The 23,470-nt window shown below is 40.2% G+C and carries 20 protein-coding genes and 3 tRNA genes; 8 read left to right on the forward strand and 15 right to left on the reverse strand.

All coding sequences use genetic code 11. From position 1 onward, the window contains the following. Positions 1-89: 89 nt before the first annotated feature. From glpQ to HRT96_RS16685, 11 genes are all read right to left on the reverse strand, one after another. On the reverse strand, positions 90-1,184 hold the full coding sequence (glpQ, locus tag HRT96_RS16635; protein ID WP_293159003.1) for a glycerophosphodiester phosphodiesterase: 1,095 nt from the start codon (positions 1,182-1,184) through the stop codon (positions 90-92). A gap of 697 nt (positions 1,185-1,881) precedes the next feature. Then, positions 1,882-2,532: a glutathione S-transferase N-terminal domain-containing protein gene (locus tag HRT96_RS16640; protein ID WP_293159005.1), complete on the reverse strand. Its 651-nt coding sequence runs from the start codon at positions 2,530-2,532 to the stop codon at positions 1,882-1,884. A 200-nt stretch (positions 2,533-2,732) separates the two neighbouring features. After that, positions 2,733-3,971, reverse strand: coding sequence for a Rid family hydrolase (locus HRT96_RS16645; protein ID WP_293159006.1), 1,239 nt, complete (start codon positions 3,969-3,971; stop codon positions 2,733-2,735). A gap of 666 nt (positions 3,972-4,637) precedes the next feature. After that, the gene (locus HRT96_RS16650; protein WP_293159008.1) at positions 4,638-5,387 is read right to left on the reverse strand and encodes a glutathione S-transferase N-terminal domain-containing protein; all 750 of its coding nucleotides are present in this window, start codon (positions 5,385-5,387) and stop codon (positions 4,638-4,640) included. A 91-nt stretch (positions 5,388-5,478) separates the two neighbouring features. After that, a complete protein-coding gene (locus HRT96_RS16655) occupies positions 5,479-5,973 on the reverse strand; it encodes an ArgR family transcriptional regulator (RefSeq protein WP_293159010.1) in 495 nt (164 codons plus the stop codon). A 184-nt stretch (positions 5,974-6,157) separates the two neighbouring features. Continuing rightward, a complete protein-coding gene (pyrI, locus tag HRT96_RS16660) occupies positions 6,158-6,622 on the reverse strand; it encodes an aspartate carbamoyltransferase regulatory subunit (RefSeq protein WP_293159012.1) in 465 nt (154 codons plus the stop codon). A 15-nt stretch (positions 6,623-6,637) separates the two neighbouring features. After that, positions 6,638-7,567 (reverse strand): aspartate carbamoyltransferase, encoded by a 930-nt coding sequence (gene pyrB, locus HRT96_RS16665; RefSeq protein WP_293159014.1) that lies wholly within the window; start codon positions 7,565-7,567, stop codon positions 6,638-6,640. 298 nt (positions 7,568-7,865) lie between these two features. Next, the gene (gene argF / locus HRT96_RS16670) at positions 7,866-8,870 is read right to left on the reverse strand and encodes an ornithine carbamoyltransferase (protein ID WP_293159016.1); all 1,005 of its coding nucleotides are present in this window, start codon (positions 8,868-8,870) and stop codon (positions 7,866-7,868) included. A gap of 80 nt (positions 8,871-8,950) precedes the next feature. Beyond that, a complete protein-coding gene (gene arcC / locus HRT96_RS16675; protein WP_293159018.1) occupies positions 8,951-9,862 on the reverse strand; it encodes a carbamate kinase in 912 nt (303 codons plus the stop codon). A gap of 27 nt (positions 9,863-9,889) precedes the next feature. Next, the gene (gene arcA / locus HRT96_RS16680) at positions 9,890-11,110 is read right to left on the reverse strand and encodes an arginine deiminase (RefSeq protein WP_293159020.1); all 1,221 of its coding nucleotides are present in this window, start codon (positions 11,108-11,110) and stop codon (positions 9,890-9,892) included. 787 nt (positions 11,111-11,897) lie between these two features. Then, on the reverse strand, positions 11,898-13,343 hold the full coding sequence (locus HRT96_RS16685) for a YfcC family protein (protein WP_293159021.1): 1,446 nt from the start codon (positions 13,341-13,343) through the stop codon (positions 11,898-11,900). Positions 13,344-13,971: 628 nt separating this feature from the next. Between HRT96_RS16685 and tcdA the strand changes: the two genes are divergently transcribed. Together tcdA and HRT96_RS16695 are read left to right on the forward strand one after the other, a co-directional pair. After that, complete coding sequence (tcdA, locus tag HRT96_RS16690) at positions 13,972-14,772, forward strand: tRNA cyclic N6-threonylcarbamoyladenosine(37) synthase TcdA (RefSeq protein ID WP_293159023.1); 801 nt, start codon at positions 13,972-13,974, stop codon at positions 14,770-14,772. A gap of 257 nt (positions 14,773-15,029) precedes the next feature. Then, positions 15,030-16,241, forward strand: a complete 1,212-nt coding sequence (locus HRT96_RS16695) for an acetyl-CoA C-acetyltransferase (RefSeq protein WP_293159025.1) — start codon at positions 15,030-15,032, stop codon at positions 16,239-16,241. 90 nt (positions 16,242-16,331) lie between these two features. Here HRT96_RS16695 and csdE read toward each other — a convergent pair whose 3' ends face one another. Then, positions 16,332-16,820 carry a cysteine desulfurase sulfur acceptor subunit CsdE gene (csdE, locus tag HRT96_RS16700; RefSeq protein WP_293159027.1) on the reverse strand — a complete coding sequence of 163 codons (489 nt, stop codon included), beginning with the start codon at positions 16,818-16,820 and terminating at the stop codon, positions 16,332-16,334. Between the two features lie 32 nt (positions 16,821-16,852). Then, positions 16,853-18,073, reverse strand: a complete 1,221-nt coding sequence (locus HRT96_RS16705) for a cysteine desulfurase (RefSeq protein ID WP_293159029.1) — start codon at positions 18,071-18,073, stop codon at positions 16,853-16,855. 347 nt (positions 18,074-18,420) lie between these two features. Here HRT96_RS16705 and rpmB point away from each other — a divergent pair, with 347 nt between their 5' ends. The 3 genes from rpmB (at position 18,421) to rep (ending at position 20,965) form a co-directional block, all read left to right on the forward strand. Then, complete coding sequence (rpmB, locus tag HRT96_RS16710; protein WP_006030956.1) at positions 18,421-18,657, forward strand: 50S ribosomal protein L28; 237 nt, start codon at positions 18,421-18,423, stop codon at positions 18,655-18,657. Between the two features lie 11 nt (positions 18,658-18,668). Next, positions 18,669-18,824, forward strand: a complete 156-nt coding sequence (rpmG, locus tag HRT96_RS16715) for a 50S ribosomal protein L33 (RefSeq protein ID WP_006030957.1) — start codon at positions 18,669-18,671, stop codon at positions 18,822-18,824. A gap of 125 nt (positions 18,825-18,949) precedes the next feature. Continuing rightward, entirely contained in the window at positions 18,950-20,965 is a 2,016-nt protein-coding gene (gene rep, locus HRT96_RS16720) for a DNA helicase Rep (protein ID WP_293159031.1), read from the forward strand. 39 nt (positions 20,966-21,004) lie between these two features. On the opposite strand, the gene HRT96_RS16725 is transcribed toward rep, so the two are convergent. Beyond that, a complete protein-coding gene (locus HRT96_RS16725) occupies positions 21,005-22,339 on the reverse strand; it encodes a bifunctional diguanylate cyclase/phosphodiesterase (protein ID WP_293159033.1) in 1,335 nt (444 codons plus the stop codon). A 181-nt stretch (positions 22,340-22,520) separates the two neighbouring features. Continuing rightward, on the reverse strand, positions 22,521-22,940 hold the full coding sequence (locus tag HRT96_RS16730) for a cytochrome c5 family protein (RefSeq protein ID WP_293159035.1): 420 nt from the start codon (positions 22,938-22,940) through the stop codon (positions 22,521-22,523). 241 nt (positions 22,941-23,181) lie between these two features. Here HRT96_RS16730 and HRT96_RS16735 point away from each other — a divergent pair. From HRT96_RS16735 to HRT96_RS16745, 3 genes are all read left to right on the forward strand, one after another. Next, a tRNA-Arg gene (locus tag HRT96_RS16735) sits at positions 23,182-23,258 on the forward strand. Between the two features lie 30 nt (positions 23,259-23,288). Next, a tRNA-His gene (locus HRT96_RS16740) sits at positions 23,289-23,364 on the forward strand. 27 nt (positions 23,365-23,391) lie between these two features. Then, positions 23,392-23,468 (forward strand) — tRNA-Pro (locus HRT96_RS16745). Positions 23,469-23,470: the final 2 nt, after the last annotated feature.

A 23,470-nucleotide genomic window follows, 5' to 3' on the forward strand; every position in this document is an offset into this window, starting at 1 on the left:
CATGATGATGTTTACCGGGCTTTTTTATTTAATTTACAGTGTAGAGTTACATTTGGTAATCTTGGCTACGTTTGTAAATACAGTTTAAATTACTGCTTATTGAGAAATTTCACTGCTTTATCTGTAAAGTCAGTAAACACGCCGTCAACACCGACTTTGTTATAGAATACATCTAACATATCATCAAAGTCTTTTGCATAAGCAGGCGTCCGACCATTATCTGCACGGAATGTGTACGGGTGCACTTTTAAACCGGCTATTTTAGCTTCTTTCATCAATGGCTTAACAATAATATTGTCATAAGTTGATTTATCATCAACCAGCATAGGCTTCCAAGGGCCGATACCATCTGCATACTTTGCAACCTCGGCCATTGCCCCTGGCTTAAACATCCAGTCATAGTTATACGGTTCAAATTTACCCTGCTTATTCAGAACCATGGTTTCATTCCAGCTTGTCTCTGCCATCAGCTGAATAACTTTCAGGTCAATTTTCAACTCTGGCATAAGAACGTTCGCAATACGCTTGTTTTCAATAGGATCGAAACACTGTACATACACTTGATCATCAATTGAATCATAACCATATGCTTTTAGCATCGTCAATACGGCTTTTGAAATGTCTTTGCCTTCACTGCGGTGTAGCCAAGGGGCTTTGATTTCAGGATAAATACCAACATTACGCTGAGTTGATTTGTTCAGCCCTTGGATCAGCTCAATGGCTTCTGCAAATGTGGCTACCTCAAAATTTGATTTCCACAGCGGGAAGCGCTGAGGGAAACCAGCCTGAGTCAGATCCTTAATCTGATTTTTTTCAGAATTATCAGGGATTTTAAAGCCTTCTGTGACACGCAATGTTTTAATTTCAGCTAAGGTAAAATCAATGGCAAACCAGCGTTTATCGCCATCAACCATACGGTAACGACTTGGGAACTTAGCCATAACATCTGTGGTACGATCCAGTGTATGATCATGCAAGATAACCAATTGGTTATCTTTGGTCATCACCACATCTTGTTCAATGTAGTCTGCCCCCATAAAATATGCCGCAGAATACGCTTCAAGCGTATGTTCCGGAAGATAACCACTGGCACCACGGTGGGCAATTACAATTTTATCATTAGCTGCGAACACAGAGCCTGCCATGCCGACCAATATGACGGCAGTAATAAGCTGTTTTTTCATTTGTTATCCCTTTTTGTTTTAGGCTGATCAAACTGAAGATAATTAGGTTCAGCAAGAGCAGTACTTGTTAATTCCTGAATATAATTTATGTATAAAAGGCCACAATGTTTAGCCTTTCATTTGTGGACTAAATAAAGCGAAGTCTTTATGCCGTTGACGAATTTTCAATAGTCCAAAGAGCTTATTACTGAACTCTCTTTGCTTCTTAGGTAAAGATACTATGTGCTATTTGGGCTTGAAAATACCAAATGTTTATAACCTCTATGTTCAAAGTAATAATGATTTTAAAGAACCATTTTAAATGGAAAAACACTCATTTATGGACAATATTATGAATGTAATGCTCGAATGTGTTCATTTATGACTAAAGGACGAGGGATGATGCTCGAATAGGGCCTGATTTTCTGTGGCGAGGCTCTAAAAAACATCTTGTGTACATAAATATAATAGAATAAACATGATGGGGATCACGATTAGAATCAATTATCATCTTTATTTTAGCCACGACAAGATAGCTTAACGTAGTGTCAAAAAATTGTAATTTGTGATTATAAAGCGAGTCATGAAATGTTCTAAATACGAAAATTTAAATCTAACGAATTATTGTTTGTGACATATTTTATTGAAGGGTATTTACTTGGTGATAGTCAGGTAAATCGTTGTACCTGACTTATTAATGTTAGTTTAATCTAGTAATCTAAAGCGCATACGTTGTAATCAAATACTTCACGATCGCTTTTGATTCAAACATATCCACATCGGTGTTTGGATCTTTCAATAATGGCACTTGTACTGTGCCGTGTTCGGCAAAAAATGCACTGCGTTTAGTTTTTGGTAACGGCGTGTATTCACCAGGACTTAGGCGATGGATAGCCGGGCCGAGTTCGCCAAATTGTTGTTTACCTAAATTGATCAGTAAATACGGCAGCTCTAATTCACATAACGTCTCACGGACCGGACGTGAGTAAGGGCTACTTTCAAAGCTATATAATACCAATGGATCAGTGGGTTCTAATGCCGATTGTTTGGTTTTACCGGCGTTCCAGCGGAGCAGTGAGGCACTGGTTGAAGAGGCATAATTAAAAATATTAGCCCGTAACCGGATCGGCGCACTGCTATTGGCGTAATGTTTGTATAAATAGTCGATGATCTCTGACGCTGAATTTAAGATGGTCTGGGTATTTTTGTCGATCAGGAACGGAATTTTATTTGTGCTATACATTTCTTGCAGCTGTTGGATGTGGCGATCGCCGCCTTTGGGGCAAGGAATAATAAGTACATCCAGATTCAATTCTGAAATAGCTTCACGTACTAAGCGACACATTGGGTCGACTTCGTTGCCATACATGATTAACGTATTTTTTATTTAAACTTTCGGTTGATTACAAAGATACTTTACATTGAAAAAGCTTAAAGTGAGGTTTGGTTTCAAACTGCAGAGTAGTTTATATTCACTGGATAGGCTTGATGGAAATATTAATCTTGAGATAGACGGTGAATCTAGAATCCTTTCCAGACTCTCACCTCAAGGCAATAATTAAATACCTGTTAAGCTTGTGGAGGTGTACTTTCAGCATTAGAAACAATGGCATCAATTTGCACCAATGCATCCATAGGGATAGCTGAAACGCCAACGATGGTTCTTGCAGGAAGATCGCTGTTAAAGAATGTTGTGTAAATTTCATCTACAACATCAATATCTGCGATATTTTTAAGTTGGATATTAATTTTAACTACATCGTCCATAACATGGTCAACACTTTCTAAAATTGATTTAATGTTGTTTAAACACTGTGTAGCCTGTTCTTTCACACCACCAATTACCATTTCATTAGTTTTTGGATCTAAAGGTAATTGACCTGCAATATGATTGTAATGAGAAAACGCGACTGTGTGTGCACATGGCATTGTTGGTGCATTTTCTGTGTTGCTTGCTTCTATAACTAGAAAGCGAGTGTCTTCAGGAAGTTGTGGCGGGGTACCATCTCCGTGTGATACCGATGTATCAATTTGTACTAAAGCATCCATAGGTAAAGCTGCTGCTTTAACTACTGTTCGTGCAGGAACATAGTTTGGAAAAAACGTGGCACAAAGGTCGTTTACAACTTCAACATCTGCGATGTTTTTAAGGAATATAGTGGTTTTAACTATATCGCTCATATCATGATTGATACTTTCTAAAATGGCTTTGATGTTGTTTAAACACTGTGCAGCCTGCTCTTTTACACCACCTGCTACCAATTCACCTGTTTTTGTATCGATAGGTAATTGCGATGAAATATTGTTGTAATGAGAAAAAGCTACAGTTTGTGTCGAGGTTGTACTTATTGGCGCATTTTCTGTATTTCTTGCCAGTTTTATAAGGGCGCAAGGAGCTTGTGGAGCAGTACCTTCACCGTTTGAAATCAGCGCTTCAATTTGTATTAAAGCATCATTCATCGGTAACGCCGCAACTGCAACTGTCGTCCGTGTAGGAAGGTAGCTTTGGAAGAATGTCGCATAAACTTCGTCTACAGCATCCATATCTGAGATGTTTTTAAGGAAAACAGTGATTTTAATCACATCGTCCATAACATGATCGGTACTCTCTATAATTGCTTTAATATTTGTTAAACACTGCTTTACCTGATCTTTTATATTGCCCACTACAATGTCACCCGTTTTAGGATCGACAGGTAATTGAGCTGAAATATTATTGTAATGAGAAAAAGCGACAGTTTGTGTAGATACAGTACTTTTGGGTGCATTTTCAGTGTTTCGTGACGCTTTTATGATGACGTTACTCATATGATATTTATCCTATTTGATATGATTATAGTTCGATGTTGTTGGCTCGAGTATACGTAATAGGGATGAACAATCTTTGAACTTAATCACAAAGTGAATTATTTATTAACCTATATCTAGTTGATTTTTAAGTGTTTTATTATGCGTGCTAATATTTTTATTATTGACTTATAGCAGTGTAAATACGGCGTTGTTATTTAAATTATTGATTCTATTAAATTTGATATTGTACAAATTTGTTACTATTAGGTTAATAATTTAAATTGCTAAATATTATGCAGGTTAACTGCGTATGTATACATAAAGTAGTATGTTTTTTTTAAATGATTTGCTAACTGGATCATATTTTTACGCGAGATACTATTTGACAGGGGGGTGGGATAAAGCCTTAAATTAGTCAATTAACAGGGAAATATAGTACTTATCCTTCACCGTATGTGGAAATTTATAGATGACTGGCTATTCACCTATTCACCTATTCACCTATTCACCTATTCAGAAAATCAGCATGTCTGCACTTAACTTGAAGATGTGCTTTAAAACGGCATTTAATATTGGTAATGGCGTGTGTAATCTTGGATTTAAAGTGGGGGGGTTATCTATGTTTGAGCTGTTGTTAGCATGTATATCAATTGTTATACATGCTAATAATTGGACTACATTAACCTAGATTGCGTAAGTCGTAATGAGATATTTCACTATTGCTTTTGACTCAAACATATCCACATCGGTATTAGGATCTTTTAAGAATGGCACTTGTACTGTGCCGTGCTCAGCCAAAAATGCACTGCGTTTAGTTTCTGGTAATGGGCTATATTCACCTGGACTTAAGCGTCTTGTTGCTGGACCGAGTTCGCCAAATTGCTGTTTACCTAAATTCACCAATAAATACGGCAGTTCTAATTCACATAAAGTCTCACGAACAGGGCGTGAATAAGGGCTACTTTCAAAACTGTATAATACCAGTGGGTCGGTTGGCTCTAATGCTGGCTTTTTGGTTTTACCCGCATTCCAACGGATCAATGATGCACTAGTGGAAGAGGCATAATTAAAGATATTCGCGCGTAACCGGATCGGAGCACTGGTATTGGCGTAATGCTTGTATAAATAATCGATGATCTCAGAGGCAGAATTTAAGATTTTCTGAGTGTTTTTATCGATCAGGAACGGAATTTTATCTGTGCTATACATTTCTCGCAGTTGTTGCTTATGACGCTCTCCGCCTTTTGGGCAAGGAATAATAAGCACATCCAGATTCAATTCGGAAATTGCTTCACGTACTAAGCGACAAAGTGGGTCGGCTTCGTTGTCATACATGATTAACGGATCTTGCTCATTAATCGTGGTTTTTGCCGCTTTGGTACCTGCCCATAAGCGTGTTTGTGAAGCCAGAGTCGAAGTCAATAGATTAAACATAGCGTAAATCCGTTCAGCTAAATTATTAGTCTAAATATTATTTTTAGAAAGAGCTATTAGATTAATCACATGAATCAATAAATAAAGATAATTAGTTTATTGATTCAGTATTTGGTTGCCCAAGGAGGAGCCTAACAACGTGCTCACAGTCTTCGATTTGATTGATGCTTTTAGGCGCAACCATGACCATATCGTTACCGGCCACCGCCCCTAATATTTCTGGGTGTGGGTTCAGGTCAAGTAACCGAGCTATGAGTTGAGCACAACCGGGAGGCGTTTTTATGACGACAACGGACTGGTTATGTGTGATAAATTCAATCTTAGTTGATACAGACACATCGGTATGTCGCGATTTATCTTCACATGGTAATCGGTATATTTTTTTACCATAAGCATCTGTCACTTTGATTACATTTAAACGCGATAACATTCTCGATACTGTAGATTGATTAATATGATGATAGCCAAGCTTAATTAACCGTTGACGAATATCATCTTGAGTATGAAGCCGCTCTATTTTTAGAAGATTTTTACATGCATCGGTTATGTCGTAATGACAGGCGGTAGATTGTTCCGTGTTATTCATTCATACCTCGATGTGCTCGTTCTTATGCTGGTGTAATCGTAAAACCACCATGTTGTACCTATAATTAGATACTATTTTTTGTGTTAAGTCTATTAAGTGATTAGTGTTATGTGGGATATATAGTATTTAGTTAGTAAATAATCCCGTAAACGTCTTGTTTTACAGGATTATCATCGAGATGTATTTAATTACATTCAGTCATGATTTTACGTGAAAATACTTTCTCACAATACTTACATTTTAACTGTACAGTCTCATGATTTGCCACAACAGCAAAGTGGCTATCTACGGGTTCATTATGGGTAATGCAATTACTATTTGGACAAGCAAACACTGCGGCGATTTCATGAGGTAAAGCTAGCTTCAATTTTTTTGAAACCTCATAGTTCTCTATTTGGTTTACTGTCGCATGGGGGGCATACAATGCTAATTGGTTGGCTTGATCTTCATTGAGAAATACATTTTCTATTTTAATTAAATCTTTATGACCAAGTGCTGATGATGGCAAATTTAGACCTATGGTGACCCTTTGGTTTGAAGCTTCCAGGTTGAATAACTTTAATATTTTTATCCCTAAAGTTGCAGGGATATGGTCAATAACAGAACCATTTTTAATTGCTTCAACTTGCAATTGGTTTTTTGTAATCATCTGGTTTTCTCCCAATTAAAACTGTTCATTAAGGACAAGAGCAAGTAGTGCTTCGCGCGCATAAACACCATTTTCAGCTTGCTGAAAGTAATAAGCATGTTTGGTTTTGTCTACCTCGACAGTGATCTCATCAATACGTGGTAAAGGATGTAGCACTTTAAGGTTATCTCGCGCATTTTTTAGCATATTGGCAGTCAGAATGAATGCTGCTTTCATGTGCGCATATTCTGATTCGTCAAAACGCTCTTTTTGAACCCGAGTCATATACAGCACATCAAGCTCCTCTACCACATTTTCAATATCACTGTGTAAACTGTATTCGATACCTGCATCGCGTAATTCTTGCAGTATATAATCAGGCATTGCTAAGATATCGGGTGAAATAAAGAAGAATTTTGTGTTATTAAATTTAGCCAGAGCTTGGGTGAGTGAGTGAACGGTTCTACCGTATTTGAGATCACCAACAAAGGCTATATTTAGATTATCGAGGGAACCCTGTGTCTCATAAATACTGAATAAATCGAGTAAGGTTTGTGTCGGATGCTGATTAGAACCGTCACCACCATTAATGACCGGTACGTTATTAGAAAACTCTGAAGCCAAGCGCGCTGCACCCTCTTGTGGATGACGCATAATAAAGGCGTCCACATAGGATGCGATCACTTGTACTGAGTCAGACAATGTTTCGCCTTTCTTAGCTAATGACGTATTACCTGCATTGTCAAAACCAATAATGGTGCCACCTAACCGTTGCACGGCCGTTTCAAATGATAAACGAGTTCGTGTTGATGGTTCAAAAAAGCAACTTGCGATAACTTTATTTTTCAGTAGTGTTGGGTTGGGGTCTGCTTTGAGCTTTCTAGCAGTATCCACAATGAGTTCCAGGTCATATCTACTGAGCTCTGGAATGGAAATTATGTGCTTTCTAAACAAAGTATTGTTCATGCTATCTCCTGCCTTATTTCGATACAGTTATAAATGTAATCACCTATTTTAGTAAAAAACAGGTAAAAAAAAGTCCTCTTAAAATAGAAGACTTTTTTTAGCAATTAATAATGAAACCAATCGTGATTGATGTTTATTAGAGAGATAAATCTTGCTGAAGGATAAGGTCATTTTTTGCGTCCTAAAATATTAACTGCATCATACCCATAGATCATTAAAAATAAGTGCGATGCTCAAGGTTAAAAGTATGCATGAACTTACATGCATACTTGGATTTTCAAGTATTAATTATTCAGTGTTATTGACCTAAGGTCGCAACCATAATGGCCTTAATGGTATGCATGCGGTTTTCAGCTTCATCAAAAACAATAGAATGTTTTGATTCAAAAACTTCTTCAGTCACTTCAAGACCTTTCATATTATATTTCTCAGCTACTTCGGCACCGACAGTTGTTTCATCATTGTGGAAGGCTGGTAAGCAATGCATAAACTTAACATCCGGGTTGCCCGTTTTTTTGATCATGTCCATATTAACTTGGTAAGGCGTCATCATTCGTACGCGCTCATCCCAGGCATCTTTTGATTCACCCATCGATACCCAAACATCGGTATAAAGGAAATCACAACCTTGCACGCCTTCTTGTACATCTTCAGTTAAGGTGATTTTAGCGCCTGTTTCTGCTGCTATTTCACGGCATTGTGCGACAAGTTCCGCATTAGGCCAGAATGCTTCTGGTGCCACAAGACGAATATCCATGCCCATTTTAGCTGCGCCCACTAATAATGAGTTACCCATGTTATTTTGCGCATCACCCAGATAAGCGAAAGCAACTTCATGTAACTGTTTGCCTCGAGCGTGTTCTTGCATTGTTAAGAAGTCAGCTAGAATTTGTGTAGGATGGAATTCAGTTGTTAAGCCATTCCATACCGGTACGCCAGCGTGAGCTCCAAGTTCTTCAACAATCTCTTGACCAAAACCACGATATTCAATACCGTCGTACATGCGGCCTAAAACACGCGCTGTATCTTTCATTGATTCTTTATGGCCGATTTGTGAACCTGAAGGGCCGAGATAAGTTACTTGAGCGCCTTGATCGTGTGCGGCAACTTCGAAAGCACAACGTGTACGAGTTGAGCTTTTTTCGAAAATAAGTGCAATGTTTTTGCCTGTTAAGCGCGGTTGTTCATAACCGTTATATTTCGCTTTTTTTAATTCTGCAGATAATTCAAGCATGTGCTGGATTTCGCGTGGTGTGAAATCAAGTAATTTTAAGAAGTTACGGTTACGTAGATTGAAAGACATAATGTTATCCTTTTATAATTAGGTTGGCGGCTACTGCGTAGGCTATGTAGCCGCGAATATTCTTGATATATTGAAACGAATTAATCTGGCGTTATGTTGGTACCAGCTTCGCCTTTCAAGATGCGTAATCCCGCATCTAAAGCACCGATTCCGACAAACTTGCCACCTTGCTTAATGAACTCACAAGAGGCTTCAATTTTTGGTCCCATAGAGCCCGCATCAAAGCTATATTGTGCGAGTTCAGCCGGTGTTGTTGAACGCAGCGCTGTTTGGGTTGGTTTGCCCCAATCAATAAAGACAGCATCAGCATCCGTTAGAATCAGCAACGCGTCTGCTTGGAGTTGTCTGGCGAGATAAGCTGCTGACATATCTTTATCAATAACGGCTTCTACACCGACTAATTTGCCATTTTCATGTCTTACTGGAATGCCGCCGCCGCCAGTACAGATGACTAAATGCTGCTGTTGGATTAAGGCTGCAATTGCGTCATTTTCAATAATGCCAGTCGGCTGTGGGCTCGGTACTACGCGGCGGAAATATTCACCATCTGGTTTGATAATCCAGTTATGTTTTTCTGCTAATTCACGCGCTTCTTTTTCCGCATAAACTGGACCAATCGGTTTCGTCGGATCTGCAAACGCAGGATCATTGGGATCAACACTCATCTGCGTCAGTAAGCAAGATACATTCTGTTCTGGCAGTATATTTTTAAGTTCCTGCATTAAAATGTAGCCAATCATACCTTGAGTTTCAGAGCCTAAAACATCAAGCGGATAAGGGTTGACAGCTTTATATTCCAACCCTTGTAGTGCCAGTAAACCAACTTGTGGGCCGTTACCATGTACTAGTACAACATTATATTCTTTGGCTATTTCAGCAATTGCCTGGGCAGCCGTTGCGATATTTTTACGTTGAATCTCTGCTTCTAATGGCTCGCCACGACGTAACAGTGCATTTCCACCTATAGCTACAACAACAGTTTTTTTAGTCATAATGATTTATCTCAGTGAATTAAATTGTTAGATACCGTCACGTTCAATTGGGCAACTCATGCAGCGAGCGCCACCGCGACCGCGACCGAGTTCATCACCAGGTATTGGTAGCACGGTAATACCTGCTTTATCGTATTTTTCGTTAGTATGAGAGTTACCTTCGTAACCAATTACTACACCAGGTTTCACCGTTAGTACGTTATTGGCATCATTCCATTGTTCACGTTCTGCAGTGAAACTGTCACCGCCTGTTGTGATTAGGTTTAGCTGGCCTACGCCTAGTGCTTTTTCGATAGCAGTAACGAAGTAACCTTCTTCTTTCACGTTAACTGCGCCAGACTCATCACCTGTTAGGTTCCAGCATTGCACATCTTTACGAACCACTTCTGGGTAAACAGAGAATGTATCTTCACGCAAGTGCGTCATTACTGTATCTAGGTGCATGCAAGAGCGGTGCTTAGGAAGTTGCATTGCAATAACTTGTTTGGCTTGACCGTGCTTGAATAGACTTGATGCTAGCTGTTCAACACCTTGTGGTGTGGTACGTTCAGACATACCAATAAGTACTGCTCCTTTACCAATAACGAGTACGTCCCCACCTTCGATTGTAGAGTTGTCGTATATTTTTTCTTCATTACCGTAGTACTTAATGAAGTCAGCACCAGCGAAGATTGGATGCCAGCGATAGATTGCACGAACGTGGTTAGTTTCACGTTGACGAGCGGCTTTAGCCATTGGGTTGATAGAAACGCCGCCATATACCCAGCAAGATGTATCACGAGTAAATAGGTGATTTGGTAGTGGTTCAATGATGAAGTCTGTTGGAACGTGTATGCTTTGCATCATAGAAGATGATTTCATTGTCATTTCAGCGTAAGACAAACCACCAGTTAAAATTTGAGCAAGGTCGATGTTTGGTAAGTCACCTAGGTAGCAGCGTACGTCATTAGCAAATGTAGCACCTAAGCGGTAATCAGATACTTGACTCGTTAACAACCACTCTTTAGCTTCTGGAATTGCTAATGTATCAGCAAGAAGGTCATTTAGAAGTAAAACTTCTACGCCTTGATCTCGCAATACTTTTGTAAACACATCATGCTCTTCGCCCGCTCTTTCTACCGACAACACGTCATCAAATAATAAGTCGTGGCAGTTAGATGGTGTTAAGTGGCTTAGTGAGCGTCTTGGACGGTGAACTAGAACGCGACGTAATTGACCGACTTCAGAACCTACATATAAGTTACTCATAATTTTATCCTTCGCTAAAGCGTTTATGAAATACGATTAGTTATGTGAAAGTTTAAATTTTTTTGAATTTTTATTGTTTCTATTCATGCTTTAAGTTGATGGGTGAAGTATACGATATAGGTTCTGCCAATCTTCGATCTTAGTCACATTTATACATTGTTAATGGTGTGTAACTGGTTGATTTAAATGTGTTTTATTATGCTTGGGCAAGCTCGGCGTTATTATGCTAAAGCTGTTTTTTTGTCGGTTTTTTTATTAAGCTTTTGATTTTAAAGTATTTGCTTACTCTCTTTTTTTGTTGGTTTTAAAGAACTATTTGAATCGTTAAAATTTATGCAGTTGAAGTGAGTATATATCTAAATGGGTAGGTGATTTTTCGTTGCTAATTTGCTAGTCCGATCATGTTTTTATTTGGGGTTATTATTGTTTTAAATCTTGCTGTTTTCGTTGTTTGTATAATAAGGCAGATATTCTCTGCTCGCTTCGCGATATTAAGGTCGATAATTGCACGTGATTTGAAATGTAAAATGAGTATTTCTTTGTATTTTTGGCATGCGTTTTTGGAGGATTTACTTAAGTTTAATACCACAAATGTTGGTAGTGAAATCTATAGCAGATTTTATAAAAATAAATGCTTTATCGGAAGCTATTAATGGCAAGAGCAGGTGTATGTCATGGCGGAATACGTAAAGTATCAAGGAGGACTGTAGAGTGAAGAATTATAGGCAAAAAAATACCCGTCCTTGAGACTGGAAGGGCATTGTAACAATAGATTATGCTAATTAATTTAGGCTAGGATGACACCAAGACTGAGCATCGCCATCACTAAAATAGTCAATATAGCAATGAGTGGGGCAACCCATTTTAACCAACGTACATAAGGTACTTTAGCAATCGCAAGACCACCCATAACCACAGCTGAAGTCGGGGTAATTAAGTTCACAATACCAGAAGCTGATTGGAACGCTGTTACCACTAAATCTCGGCTAACAGAAGCAAAATCCGCTAATGGAGACATGATTGGCATGGTTAAAACCGCTAATCCAGATGTGGAGGGTACTAAGAATGAAAGTAATACTTCAATCCAATACATGACATTGATAAAGACAATACCAGATAAACCAGAGATTGCATTTTCGGCGGTATGGAGAATAGTATCAGTGATCATGCCTCGGTCCATGATCACGACGATGCCACGGGCAATACCAACAATGAGAGCAACACCAAGTAAGTCGCGAGCACCATCAATAAAACTAGACGTTAGTTCTTCTTCACTCATTCGAGCGACGAGACCTGTGATAATGGCTGCAACTAAGAATAGACCTGAAATTTCAGCCATCCACCAACCGGCCACGGCAACACCGTAAATCATGATGGCGAAAGAAGCGACGAAGATCATTAGAATTAGTTTACGGGTTGTTGTAAATTCTAATTTTTCATCTGATTTATTTCCTAAGAAATGAGCGATATGTTCTTCATGTTTATCAAAAACAATGGATTTTGTTGGGTCGGCTTTGACCATTTTTGCATAACGCATGACGTAAATTACACAGATTAACCAACCGATAGCTAAGATAGCGATACGTAAGAACATGCCATCAGTAAAAGGGATACCTGCAGTATTAGCTGCAATAACCGTTGAAAATGGGTTTATCGTGGAGCCTAATACACCAATGCCTGCACCTAACAATACTGTTGCGGCACCGACCACCGAATCAAAACGAGCTGCAAGCATGACTGGCACGATCAACGAGTAAAATGGTAATGACTCTTCAGCCATACCGTAAATAGTACCGCCGGCAGCAAACATTGCCATTAGAATCGGGATCATCAATTCTTCACGACCATTTAAGCGCGTCGTCACCCGCTCAATACCCGCATCAATTGCGCCAGTTTTTGTTACTAGCCCAAGAAAACCACCAATAATAAGAATGAAAAGAGAGACATCAATTGCCGCAGCAGCATAGGTATTGTGATCGTAAAAACCATCGATAGGAGCAAGCACGACATCCACAAACCCTTGTGGATTATTCTCAACCGCATGATATGTGCCTGTGACCGGCACTTCTTTACCTATGTCTTTATTCATGACTCTATCGTATTGACCCGCCGGAATAATCCAAGTCATTAGGGCTACAATGGCAATCAGTGCAAATAGAATCGTATAAGCAGATGGGAATTTTAAATTAGCAAAAAAGCCTTTTTTTTCTTTATCTAAAGTTGATGTTGTCATCTTTTATCCTCGCTATTTGTTATACCAATATCGGGTACAACATTAAATTTTTTAGCAATTAGAATTGGGGGTTTTTATGTAATAGAAATGAGAACAAAGACGTGGGTGATAGACGGTATCTATAAATAAAATATGCTATGTTCATTATCATTTATCCAAATTAAAGGTAGAAGATTTAGCTGAAATAATAATGCAGTTTGGCTTTGTATAATTACTAAGTGATCACATTTCAAAGGATGTAACCATCTCTTAAGTGGTTGGTGTTTTTGTGATAAGTTTGCTTGTGGATATTTTTATTGAATAGTTGCAAATTTATGCAACTGGTAAAAAATGCGCCAATGAAGATTGGATTTTATTATATAATTAGCAGGGCTTTTAACTAAAAGGCTTGGTAAATATTTATTTATTCTCTATTGTTTTAATATGCTTTTATTTTGGTTTAGCATGCATTTATAGGGGGGAAGGTGGCTCGTTTTTTATTGTTTTATGCAATTCAATATGCATTTTACAATGATTAATTATCACAGTTTAATTTGATTTCAATCAAATTAAACTAAACGTTCTATCCTTTTTGTAGTTAGCTGGTGTTATCGGTATAATACGCCTTTGGTTTTATTTGAGGTAAGGTATGTCGGCCGAATATGACAATCGTTTTGGTGGTATTGCGCGTTTATATGGCGTTAAAGCACTGCAATTTTTTAGTCAAGCACATGTGTGTGTGATTGGTATTGGTGGTGTGGGTTCTTGGGCAGCTGAAACATTAGCACGTTCAGGTATCGGCAAGATCACCCTGATCGACATGGATGATATTTGTGTGACTAATACTAACCGTCAAATTCATGCCTTAAAAGACACCATAGGTCAGCAAAAAATTGATGTAATGGCGGCGCGTATTCGTGCCATTAATCCAGAATGTGTAGTGACTACTATAGATGATTTTATCACTGTTGATGATGTTGGTATGCACATAAGCAAAGATTTCGATTATGTGATTGATGCGATTGATAGCGTACGTTCAAAAACGGCACTGTTAGCGCACTGTAATCGACACAAAATCAAATGCATTACTATTGGCGCTGCGGGTGGTCAAATCGATCCAACCCAAATCCAAGTGCTGGATTTATCTCGAACACATCAAGATCCTTTAGCGGCGAAAGTACGCTCTGATCTGCGCCGTTTACATAACTTCAGTAAGAACCCAACCAGTCGATTTGGTATTGAATGTGTATTCTCAACCGAGCAATTAATTTACCCAGGTACTGATGGCGAAGTATGTTCGACCAAGAACTTTCTTGACGGCGCCACGGGCATGGATTGTTCAAGCGGCTTCGGTTCTTCAACCGCGGTGACGGCTAGCTTTGGTTTAATTGCGGCTTCGCGGGTATTGAAAAAATTAGCCGAAAGAGAAGCGCGTTATCGACCTGAATAATAGTATTGAATAAACGAGTTTAACCAATACTATTACGCGCTGAAAGGCGATTGCAACCAGCTGATATACCTTGTATTCGCTGGTTTTATTTTATTTAAAACCTGGTTCTGTTGTTTCCTATCTAAAATATTCCTGTTTTTACGCCGCTAATACCACTCATGGTTTTCCCTTTAACTCGGTTATGTTAATAACTTGTGATACAATTCAAACATATGTTTGAAAAATAAAACTGATCACATCAAGTAAGGAAACAAGGTATGAGTAAAGTATTTATCGTGGCAGCAAAACGTACAGCGCTGGGTAGTTTCGGCGGTAGCTTAGCGGGTGTTGACGCCGCTACGTTAGGTGCTACGGCGATCAAAGGCGCATTGGCAGCCGCAAAGGTTAATCCAGAGCACGTTGATGAAGTGATTGTTGGTAATGTGATAAGTGCAGGACAAGGCATGGGGCCTGGTCGTCAAGCGGCTATGCAAGCGGGTATTCCTGCTAGTGTACCTGCTTATACGTTAAATATGATCTGTGGCAGTGGCATGAAAACGATTATGGACGGTGCGGCACATATTAAAGCGGGTGATGCGGACATTGTGGTTGCTGCTGGGATGGAAAGTATGTCTAACATTCCTTATTTGATGCCTGCGAAAACGCGTTTTGGCTCTAAAATGGGTAACATGACCATGGTTGATGCCATGGTTAATGATGGTTTGACCGACGTATTTAATCATTACCACATGGGCATGACGGCTGAAAATATCGTTGAGCAGTTTAGTTTAACCCGTGAACAGCAAGATACGTTTGCCGTTGGCAGTCAACACAAAGCGGTTGCAGCCATTGCAGCAGGGCGTTTTGTGGACGAGATCGTGCCAGTTGAAATAAAAGTGCGTCGCCAAACACAAAGCTTCGCTACCGATGAATATCCAAAAGACAATACCAGTGTTGAAGGTTTAGCTAAGTTACGTCCCGCATTTAAAGCTGACGGCTCTGTGACCGCGGCAAACGCATCAGGTATTAACGATGGTGCCGCTGCGATTATCTTAGCGTCAGAAGCAGCCGTGGAAAAATACGGCTTAGAACCAATGGCTGAATTAATTGCTTATGGTCAAGGTGGCGTCGATCCGAAAGTGATGGGGTTAGGTCCAGTACCGGCGATTGAACAAGCGCTTAAACGTGCTGATATGTCATTAGAGCAGATGGAGTTGTTAGAGCTAAATGAAGCCTTTGCTGCGCAAGCGTTAGGGGTCATGACTAATCTGACTCAAGCACACAATGTGGATATGGATTGGTTTGCCGATAAGACTAATGTCAACGGTGGCGCTATCGCATTAGGTCATCCGTTGGGTGCATCTGGTGGTCGTATTACGGTAACGTTATTACACGAAATGCAAAAACGTGGTGTCGACTATGGCTTAGCATCGCTGTGTATTGGTGGTGGCATGGGTACGGCTCTGATCATTAAAAACTTGCAGAAGTAATGATTAGCTAGTTTTTTTGATTGAGGTTTGATTAATATAGAGTGACTTGATCAAGTGGTGAACATTGATTCACCACTTGATGTCGGCCGATTAAGCCGCTTGTATTGCTGCTATCACGGCTTTTAAACCATTGCCACGAGAAGGACTAAGTTGTTGCATAAAACCAAGCTGCGAAAAATAGTCATCAACATCGAATGCTGCGATTTCAACGCGCGTTTTGCCATTAACGGCAGCTAATAACACGGCCATTAAACCTTTAACGATACGTGCATCTGAATCCAGACCAAACCATAAACGTCCGTCATTATCGCAACTAAATACTATCCACGCCTGACTTTCACAGCCTTTAATTTTATTTTCTGCTACTTTATAGTCATCCGTTAACGCTGGGATCTTTTTACCGAGCAAAATTAATTGGCGGTATTTATTTTGCCAACCAGCTTGTGCGGTTAATAACGTCATTACATCGGTACTGGTAATTTCGTTGCCAAATGGGCTCGACGAGAAATCGGTCATGATCATTCCTGTATTACTAACCAGACTTGCAGCCTGGCTGGATAAAGTTAATCTGTTATTCATTACAATAACGGTGCTCTAGATACGGTAACAGATTAGAGTAAATCTTGTAGTTCATTCAATGCTTTAATAAAGAAGTCTATTTCTGCTTTGGTATTATAAATAGCCAACGAAACTCGGATGGTGCCGGATAAATTAAGACTCTGCATCAGAGGTTGTGCACAGTGATGACCGGTGCGAACCGCAATGCCTTGTAAGTCCAACAGCATCCCCACATCACTATTATGCGCATCATCAATAATAAAGCTGACACCGCCAGCACGATGGTGCGGTGAGCCTATGATCTTAATGCGCGGAATATTTTCGAGTTGCGCCGTGGTGTAGGCCAGTAATTCGGCTTCGTGAGCAGCCAGCACTTGTCGATCGTAACTGGTTAGAAACGTCATGGCGCGCGCCAGACTGATCGCACCAGCAATGTTGGGTGTACCGGCTTCAAATTTAAATGGTAGCTCGTTATAAGTGGTTTGTTCAAAGCTTACCGTTTTAATCATTTCGCCACCACCTTGCCAAGGCGGCAGTTGATTAAGCGCTTCTTCTTTACCCCAGAGCACGCCGATACCGGTAGGACCATACATTTTATGCCCAGAGAACACATAAAAATCACAACCGAGGGCTTGCACGTCAATCTCCCAATGCGAAATAGCTTGGGCGCCGTCGATTAATACCTTCGCACCCGTTTGCTTGGCTAACGCGATGATCTCCTCAATCGGGTTCACGGTACCGATGGCATTAGAGACATGGCTAACCGCCACTAACTTGGTTCTATCGCTGAGTAATTGCTTATAGGCCTGCATATCTATGTCGGTTGACGGTAACAGCGGAATAACCTTGAGGATGGCGCCTGTACGTTGTGCTAGCATTTGCCAAGGCACTATATTGGCGTGATGCTCTAAGGTGGAAATGATGATCTCATCGCCTGCTTGGATACTGGTGGTTAAGCAATTGGCGATTAAGTTAATCGCTTCGGTGGTGCCACGCGTCCAAATGATCTCTTTACTGCGATTGGCATTAATAAATTGCGCGCAGATATCGCGGGCATTTTCATAGGCAGATGTGGCTTGCGCGCTGAGTGCATGTGACGCGCGGTGGACATTGGCGTTTATGTCACGATAATAGGTATTAATCGCCTCGAGAACACACAAGGGTTTTTGGCTTGTCGCGGCATTATCTAAGTAAATTAATGGGTGATCATTCACTTGTTGCGATAAAACGGGGAATTGTTGTCTAAGGTCGGTTAATTCTATATCGTTAAGCATGGTGTAAACTCACTATCAAGGAGTGGGGATTATAACCTGAAAGAACGCCTTGCGCATTTGTACATTTAGGCGAATTGAAATAGTTTTTGCAATTATTCTGATTTAATTTTTATTGCTTGTTCTGGGGCTTTTTTTTGTGTTTTAAACTGTTTTATTGCATTTGCGTTCACAAATCAACCGTTGCCGTCTGTTTTTAGCGCTATTCTTATGTGATTAAAGATGGTGATATTTTGCACTATTATTGATTTGTGTCTGGGTTTACTGTATAAACCGAGCATTAAAAGTATACCTAGTAGCTTCAAATGCGACTATGTAGACACTTATATTTGAAGTTATTGGAGCACACTATGTCAAAAGTATGCCAAGTTACTGGTAAAAAACCAGCTGTTGGTAACAACGTTTCTCACGCAAAAAACCGCACACGTCGCCGTTTCTTGCCAAACCTACATACACACCGTTTCTGGGTTGAGAGCGAAAACCGTTTTGTAAAGTTACGTCTTACTTGTAAAGGTATGCGTATTATTGATAAAAAGGGTATCGATTCAGTTCTTGCTGAAATGCGTGCCCGTGGTGAGAAGGTTTAAGGAGCTATATTATGCGCGATAAAATTCGTTTGAATTCATCTGCTGGTACTGGTCACTTCTATACCACTACTAAAAACAAAAAAAACATGCCTGAGAAAATGGAGATCAAAAAGTTTGATCCTGTAGTTCGCAAGCACGTTATGTACAAAGAAGGCAAAATCAAGTAATTCTTGATTGCGTATTCGCTGTATAGAAAATGCCAGTTATTTATAACTGGCATTTTTTTTATGTTAAATTTGCTACAATCTAATTTCTACCTCTTTTCCTAATGTTTTAGTCTGGTGTTGCCCTTATGAAATTGAATCCCCGTCAGGATGAAGCTGTAAAATATATTTCTGGTCCGTGTTTGGTACTTGCTGGTGCTGGCAGTGGTAAAACCCGTGTTATTACCACCAAAATTGCCCACCTGGTACAAAACTGCAGTTACAAGGCCTGTAATATTGCGGCGCTAACCTTTACCAATAAAGCGGCGCGCGAAATGAAAGAACGTATTGCCAAGACATTAGGTAAAAAAGAAGCAAAAGGCTTAATGGTATCGACGTTTCATACCTTAGGGTTAAATATTATTCGTAAGGAATATAAAACCTTAGGTATCAAGCAGGCATTTACCTTGTTTGATGATCAAGACCAGCTGGCATTATTAAAAGAACTCACCCAAGAGACGCTAGAAGAAGATAAAGAGCTTATCGACCAATTACGTAGCGCTATTTCGAGTTGGAAAAATGAGTTGGTATTGCCACCACAAGCCATTGCCCGCGCGCAGATGCCCCAAGACAAATTATTTGCGCAGTGTTACGACGACTACCTCCGTCATATGAAAGCGTATAACGCCTTGGACTTTGATGATCTCATCATGATGCCAACACTGTTATTACGCTTAAATGAAGAAGTACGCGAACGCTGGCAAAACAAGATCCGCTATTTACTCGTGGATGAATACCAAGATACCAATACCAGCCAATATGAACTGGTGAAGTTAATTGTTGGCCAAAGTGCAAAGTTTACTGTGGTCGGTGATGATGATCAGTCAATTTATTCATGGCGTGGTGCCCGACCTGAAAATCTGACATTATTGCAAAAAGATTTTCCGGGTTTGAAAGTGGTGAAGCTCGAGCAAAACTACCGTTCGACCCAACGAATTTTGAAAGCAGCAAATATCTTAATTGATAATAATCCCCATGAATTTAATAAACGCTTATTCAGCGAGCTTGGTTATGGTGAGCCGATTAAAGTGTTTACCACTAAAAATGAAGAGCATGAAGCTGAAAAAGTAGTATCAGAACTACTGGCACACAAGTTTATGGCGCGCAGTGACTATAAAGATTATGCGATCTTATACCGTGGTAATCATCAGTCGCGGTTATTTGAAAAAGCGCTAATGACTAACCGTATTCCGTATAAGATCAGTGGTGGTACCTCATTCTTCTCGCGTGCCGAGATCAAAGATATGATGGCTTATCTGCGGTTACTTGTGAACCCGGATGATGATAATGCATTTTTACGTGTAGTGAACGTACCGCGCCGTGAGATAGGCCCGACAACATTAGAAAAGTTAGGTAATTACGCCAACATGCGTAATATTAGCTTGTTTGCTGCTAGTTTTGAAATGGGCTTAGAGCAAACCCTGACGGGACGTGGTTTACTTGCGGTGCGTGGTTTTACCCGTTGGTTAGTGGAATTAGCCGACCAGGAACAGCGTAGCGATAGCATTGATGCGGTACGTGATATGGTACGAGATATTCATTATGAAGATTGGTTATACGAAACCAGTACCAGTGCTAAAGCCGCAGAAATGCGCATGAAGAATGTTTCAGAGTTGTATCGCTGGGTGACTGAAATGCTCAAGGGCGATGATCTCGATGAAGAGATGACGTTGGCGCAGGTTGTTACGCGCTTAACCTTACGGGATATGCTTGAACGTAACGAAGACGAAGACGATTCTGATCAAGTGCAGTTAATGACTTACCATGCTTCTAAAGGTCTGGAATATCCGTATGTATTCATGGTAGGTATGGAAGAAGGTATATTACCGCATCAAAGCTCGATTGATGATGATCCTAATGTGGAAGAGGAGCGTCGTTTGGCCTACGTGGGAATCACTCGTGCGCAAAAAGTCTTATTCATGATGCTCTGTAAAGAACGTCGTCAGTTTGGTGAAGTGGTGAAGCCGGAACCAAGCCGTTTCTTGTTCGAGTTACCACAAGATGATCTCGAATGGGACTTACGTAAAAAACCGGATTCGGCAGTAGAAAAACAAGCAAAAGGTAAACGAGGCGTGGCGAATCTAAGAGCGTTATTTAATAAATAGCAACCTCACACTGGCTTCGGCGTATCGATTTAAGATCGCTTATTCGAGTTCTAATAAGCGATTAACTTGCATGTAATCCATTGGTTCGGCGATATAACTGCCTTGGCCAAACTCGCAGCCTAACTCCACTAACTTTGCGTGCTGCTGCTGGGTCTCAATACCTTCTACAATCACTTTAAACCCCATATCGTGGCTAATATCCCTAATTACCCGAATTAATGACAAGTCTTTTTTGGACATCAGCATACGATTGGTAAAACGGCTGTCTATTTTGACAAAATCAATTGGGTACTGAAAAAAAGCGTTTAACGAACTAAAACCGGTACCAAAATCATCTAACCCCACTTGCACCCCAATGTGACGTAATTTTTCTAACGCGCGGATGGCAAATTTATTGTGCAGCATGAATTCCTGTTCCCTAAATTCAAATACCAGACGATGCGGTGGTATCTGTTGTTGCTGAATAATAAAAATTAAATGTTCAACAGCACCATTAAGAATTAGGTGCTTAGCTGATAAGTTCATGGTTAATATGATTTGTTGATTATCTCGGTGGGAACCATGCCACTTTTTGAGTTGTAAGCAGGCTTGATTAATAATATGCAAATCGAGCGCGATGATAATATCGGTGTTTTCTGCTAATGAGATAAAATTATTATCACCGCACTGCTCTTTCTCATGCCAATGGGCAATCACTTCAAAGCCGATCAGTTGATTGCTGTTTAGTTGAATAATGGGTTGGTAGTAAGGCAATATATCGTGGTTAATAATAGCGCGTGTGAGCTTCTCTTGTTGCAGTATGCCTTGGGTGTTTTTACTTGGTGTTGGTAATGCGGTGGAAAGGTGATATTGCCCAAAGCCTTGGTGTCGTGCATTTTTTAGGGCGATATCGGCATCTTTCAATACTTGGCTCACAGAATGCGGTGCTTGCTGTAAGCTAATGCCGATACTACTACTGCAGAGAATTTTATAATTGTTAACTTGAAAACTAAACCGAAACTGTGACTGAATTTTTTTTGCCAGCTCAATGGCGCTATCGGCATCGGTGATATCTGTTTTTAATAAGGCAAACTCATCACCCTGTAAGTTAACTAAGCAGTCATTACTTGACGTTAATGATTGTAAATGGGCTTGGATGATTGTAATTAATTTATTACTGAGTTCACTGCCAAAGCTTTGTTCAACCTCGGCGATATTATCAACCTTGATCAGCAAGAGCACGAAGCTGCGTTGGGTTTGTTGTAATTCTTGTAAGGCCGATTTTAGCTGGGTTAAAAATAAGGCTCGTTGCGTTCGCAAAGAATGAGATAAGGCTAAACTAATTAGCTCGGTGTTATTTGCTGGTTGTTGGTTTGGGAGACGATCCTTGTTCACAGTCGGTATCCTAATGGTCTTTAATCACTTAAAAACTAAGTTTTATAGTAATAAAGTCTAGCAGTGGATAGCTGTGGGTCAAAAAAAGCCACTAAATTAATTAGTGGCTTTATCGAAAGTGCGTGTCGCTATAACGGATTAGCGCTGAATGTTTTTGTTATAACGTTATTTAGCCATGGTGTTACAGGCCGTGGATCATGTAATCAACAGCGGCTTGTAATTCATCATCTGAACAGCTTGCACAGGTACCACGTGCTGGCATTGCGCCATTGAAGCCTTCGATCGCGTGGCGATACAAGGTGTCTGTCCCTTTTGCTATGCGCGGCGCCCACTGCTCGGCATTACCTTTAATTGGTGCGCCAGCAAGACCGCTGCCATGACACATGCTACAAGTAGTAGTATAAATTTGTTCACCTGAACGTGGTGCTGCTGGTGCTGTACTTTTTGCAACAACAGGAGCCAGTTCACCGGGTAGGTATACTTGACCAACTGGTGCAATGCGTTCTGCAACTGCTTCAGGAGAGTTGTGGCCAGCGTTTACGGTGAATGTAAATAGCAATGATGCTGTTAAAGTGATTAGAATATTTCGTAATTTATACATGCTCTTTTTAGCTCCCTAATTAATGGTATTGTCAGTCTGTTGATGACTTTTGTTATAATAAATCCCTACTGTTGTCAGGCATTATATCCTTACCTAGCCTTAGGTTAAATAGTTGTAACAGTGTTTGTTGCATTTTACTTGGTTATAAAAGATACAAGCAAGGTGGTTATCCGACATTTTCCCTCGGAATAAACGGATTTGCCTAGACGAGGTTGATGGTTGGACGTAAGATATTGTGCATGCACCTTTAGCTCAGTTGGATAGAGCGTCGCCCTCCGGAGGCGAAGGTCGCAGGTTCGACTCCTGCAAGGTGCACCATTATAGTTGTTGTGATATGAATGATAAATGGCGGTTGTAGCTCAGTTGGTAGAGCCCCGGATTGTGATTCCGGTTGTCGAGGGTTCAAATCCCTTCAGTCGCCCCATCTCTTCTCGATGTAAAACAAGATTCTCGGTGATTAGCGCAGCTTGGTAGCGCACCTGGTTTGGGACCAGGGGGTCAGAGGTTCGAATCCTCTATCACCGACCAGA

Origin of the sequence: Moritella sp., from assembly GCF_013215705.1 — a bacterium.
In the GTDB taxonomy this organism is placed as follows: domain Bacteria; phylum Pseudomonadota; class Gammaproteobacteria; order Enterobacterales; family Moritellaceae; genus Moritella.

Bases quoted from the DNA above. Each gene is read 5' to 3' on its own strand.
- tcdA (WP_293159023.1), top strand. From the start codon at position 13,972: ATGTCGGCCGAATATGACAATCGTTTTGGTGGTATTGCGCGTTTATAT.
- rpmG (WP_006030957.1), top strand. From the start codon at position 18,669: ATGCGCGATAAAATTCGTTTGAATTCATCTGCTGGTACTGGTCACTTC.
- HRT96_RS16705 (WP_293159029.1), bottom strand. From the start codon at position 18,073: ATGCTTAACGATATAGAATTAACCGACCTTAGACAACAATTCCCCGTT.
- pyrB (WP_293159014.1), bottom strand. From the start codon at position 7,567: ATGAACAATACTTTGTTTAGAAAGCACATAATTTCCATTCCAGAGCTC.
- HRT96_RS16645 (WP_293159006.1), bottom strand. From the start codon at position 3,971: ATGAGTAACGTCATCATAAAAGCGTCACGAAACACTGAAAATGCACCC.
- HRT96_RS16640 (WP_293159005.1), bottom strand. From the start codon at position 2,532: ATGTATGGCAACGAAGTCGACCCAATGTGTCGCTTAGTACGTGAAGCT.
- HRT96_RS16695 (WP_293159025.1), top strand. From the start codon at position 15,030: ATGAGTAAAGTATTTATCGTGGCAGCAAAACGTACAGCGCTGGGTAGT.
- rpmB (WP_006030956.1), top strand. From the start codon at position 18,421: ATGTCAAAAGTATGCCAAGTTACTGGTAAAAAACCAGCTGTTGGTAAC.
- HRT96_RS16650 (WP_293159008.1), bottom strand. From the start codon at position 5,387: ATGTTTAATCTATTGACTTCGACTCTGGCTTCACAAACACGCTTATGG.
- csdE (WP_293159027.1), bottom strand. From the start codon at position 16,820: ATGAATAACAGATTAACTTTATCCAGCCAGGCTGCAAGTCTGGTTAGT.
- HRT96_RS16655 (WP_293159010.1), bottom strand. From the start codon at position 5,973: ATGAATAACACGGAACAATCTACCGCCTGTCATTACGACATAACCGAT.
- arcA (WP_293159020.1), bottom strand. From the start codon at position 11,110: ATGAGTAACTTATATGTAGGTTCTGAAGTCGGTCAATTACGTCGCGTT.
- pyrI (WP_293159012.1), bottom strand. From the start codon at position 6,622: ATGATTACAAAAAACCAATTGCAAGTTGAAGCAATTAAAAATGGTTCT.
- HRT96_RS16685 (WP_293159021.1), bottom strand. From the start codon at position 13,343: ATGACAACATCAACTTTAGATAAAGAAAAAAAAGGCTTTTTTGCTAAT.
- arcC (WP_293159018.1), bottom strand. From the start codon at position 9,862: ATGACTAAAAAAACTGTTGTTGTAGCTATAGGTGGAAATGCACTGTTA.
- argF (WP_293159016.1), bottom strand. From the start codon at position 8,870: ATGTCTTTCAATCTACGTAACCGTAACTTCTTAAAATTACTTGATTTC.
- HRT96_RS16730 (WP_293159035.1), bottom strand. From the start codon at position 22,940: ATGTATAAATTACGAAATATTCTAATCACTTTAACAGCATCATTGCTA.
- glpQ (WP_293159003.1), bottom strand. From the start codon at position 1,184: ATGAAAAAACAGCTTATTACTGCCGTCATATTGGTCGGCATGGCAGGC.
- rep (WP_293159031.1), top strand. From the start codon at position 18,950: ATGAAATTGAATCCCCGTCAGGATGAAGCTGTAAAATATATTTCTGGT.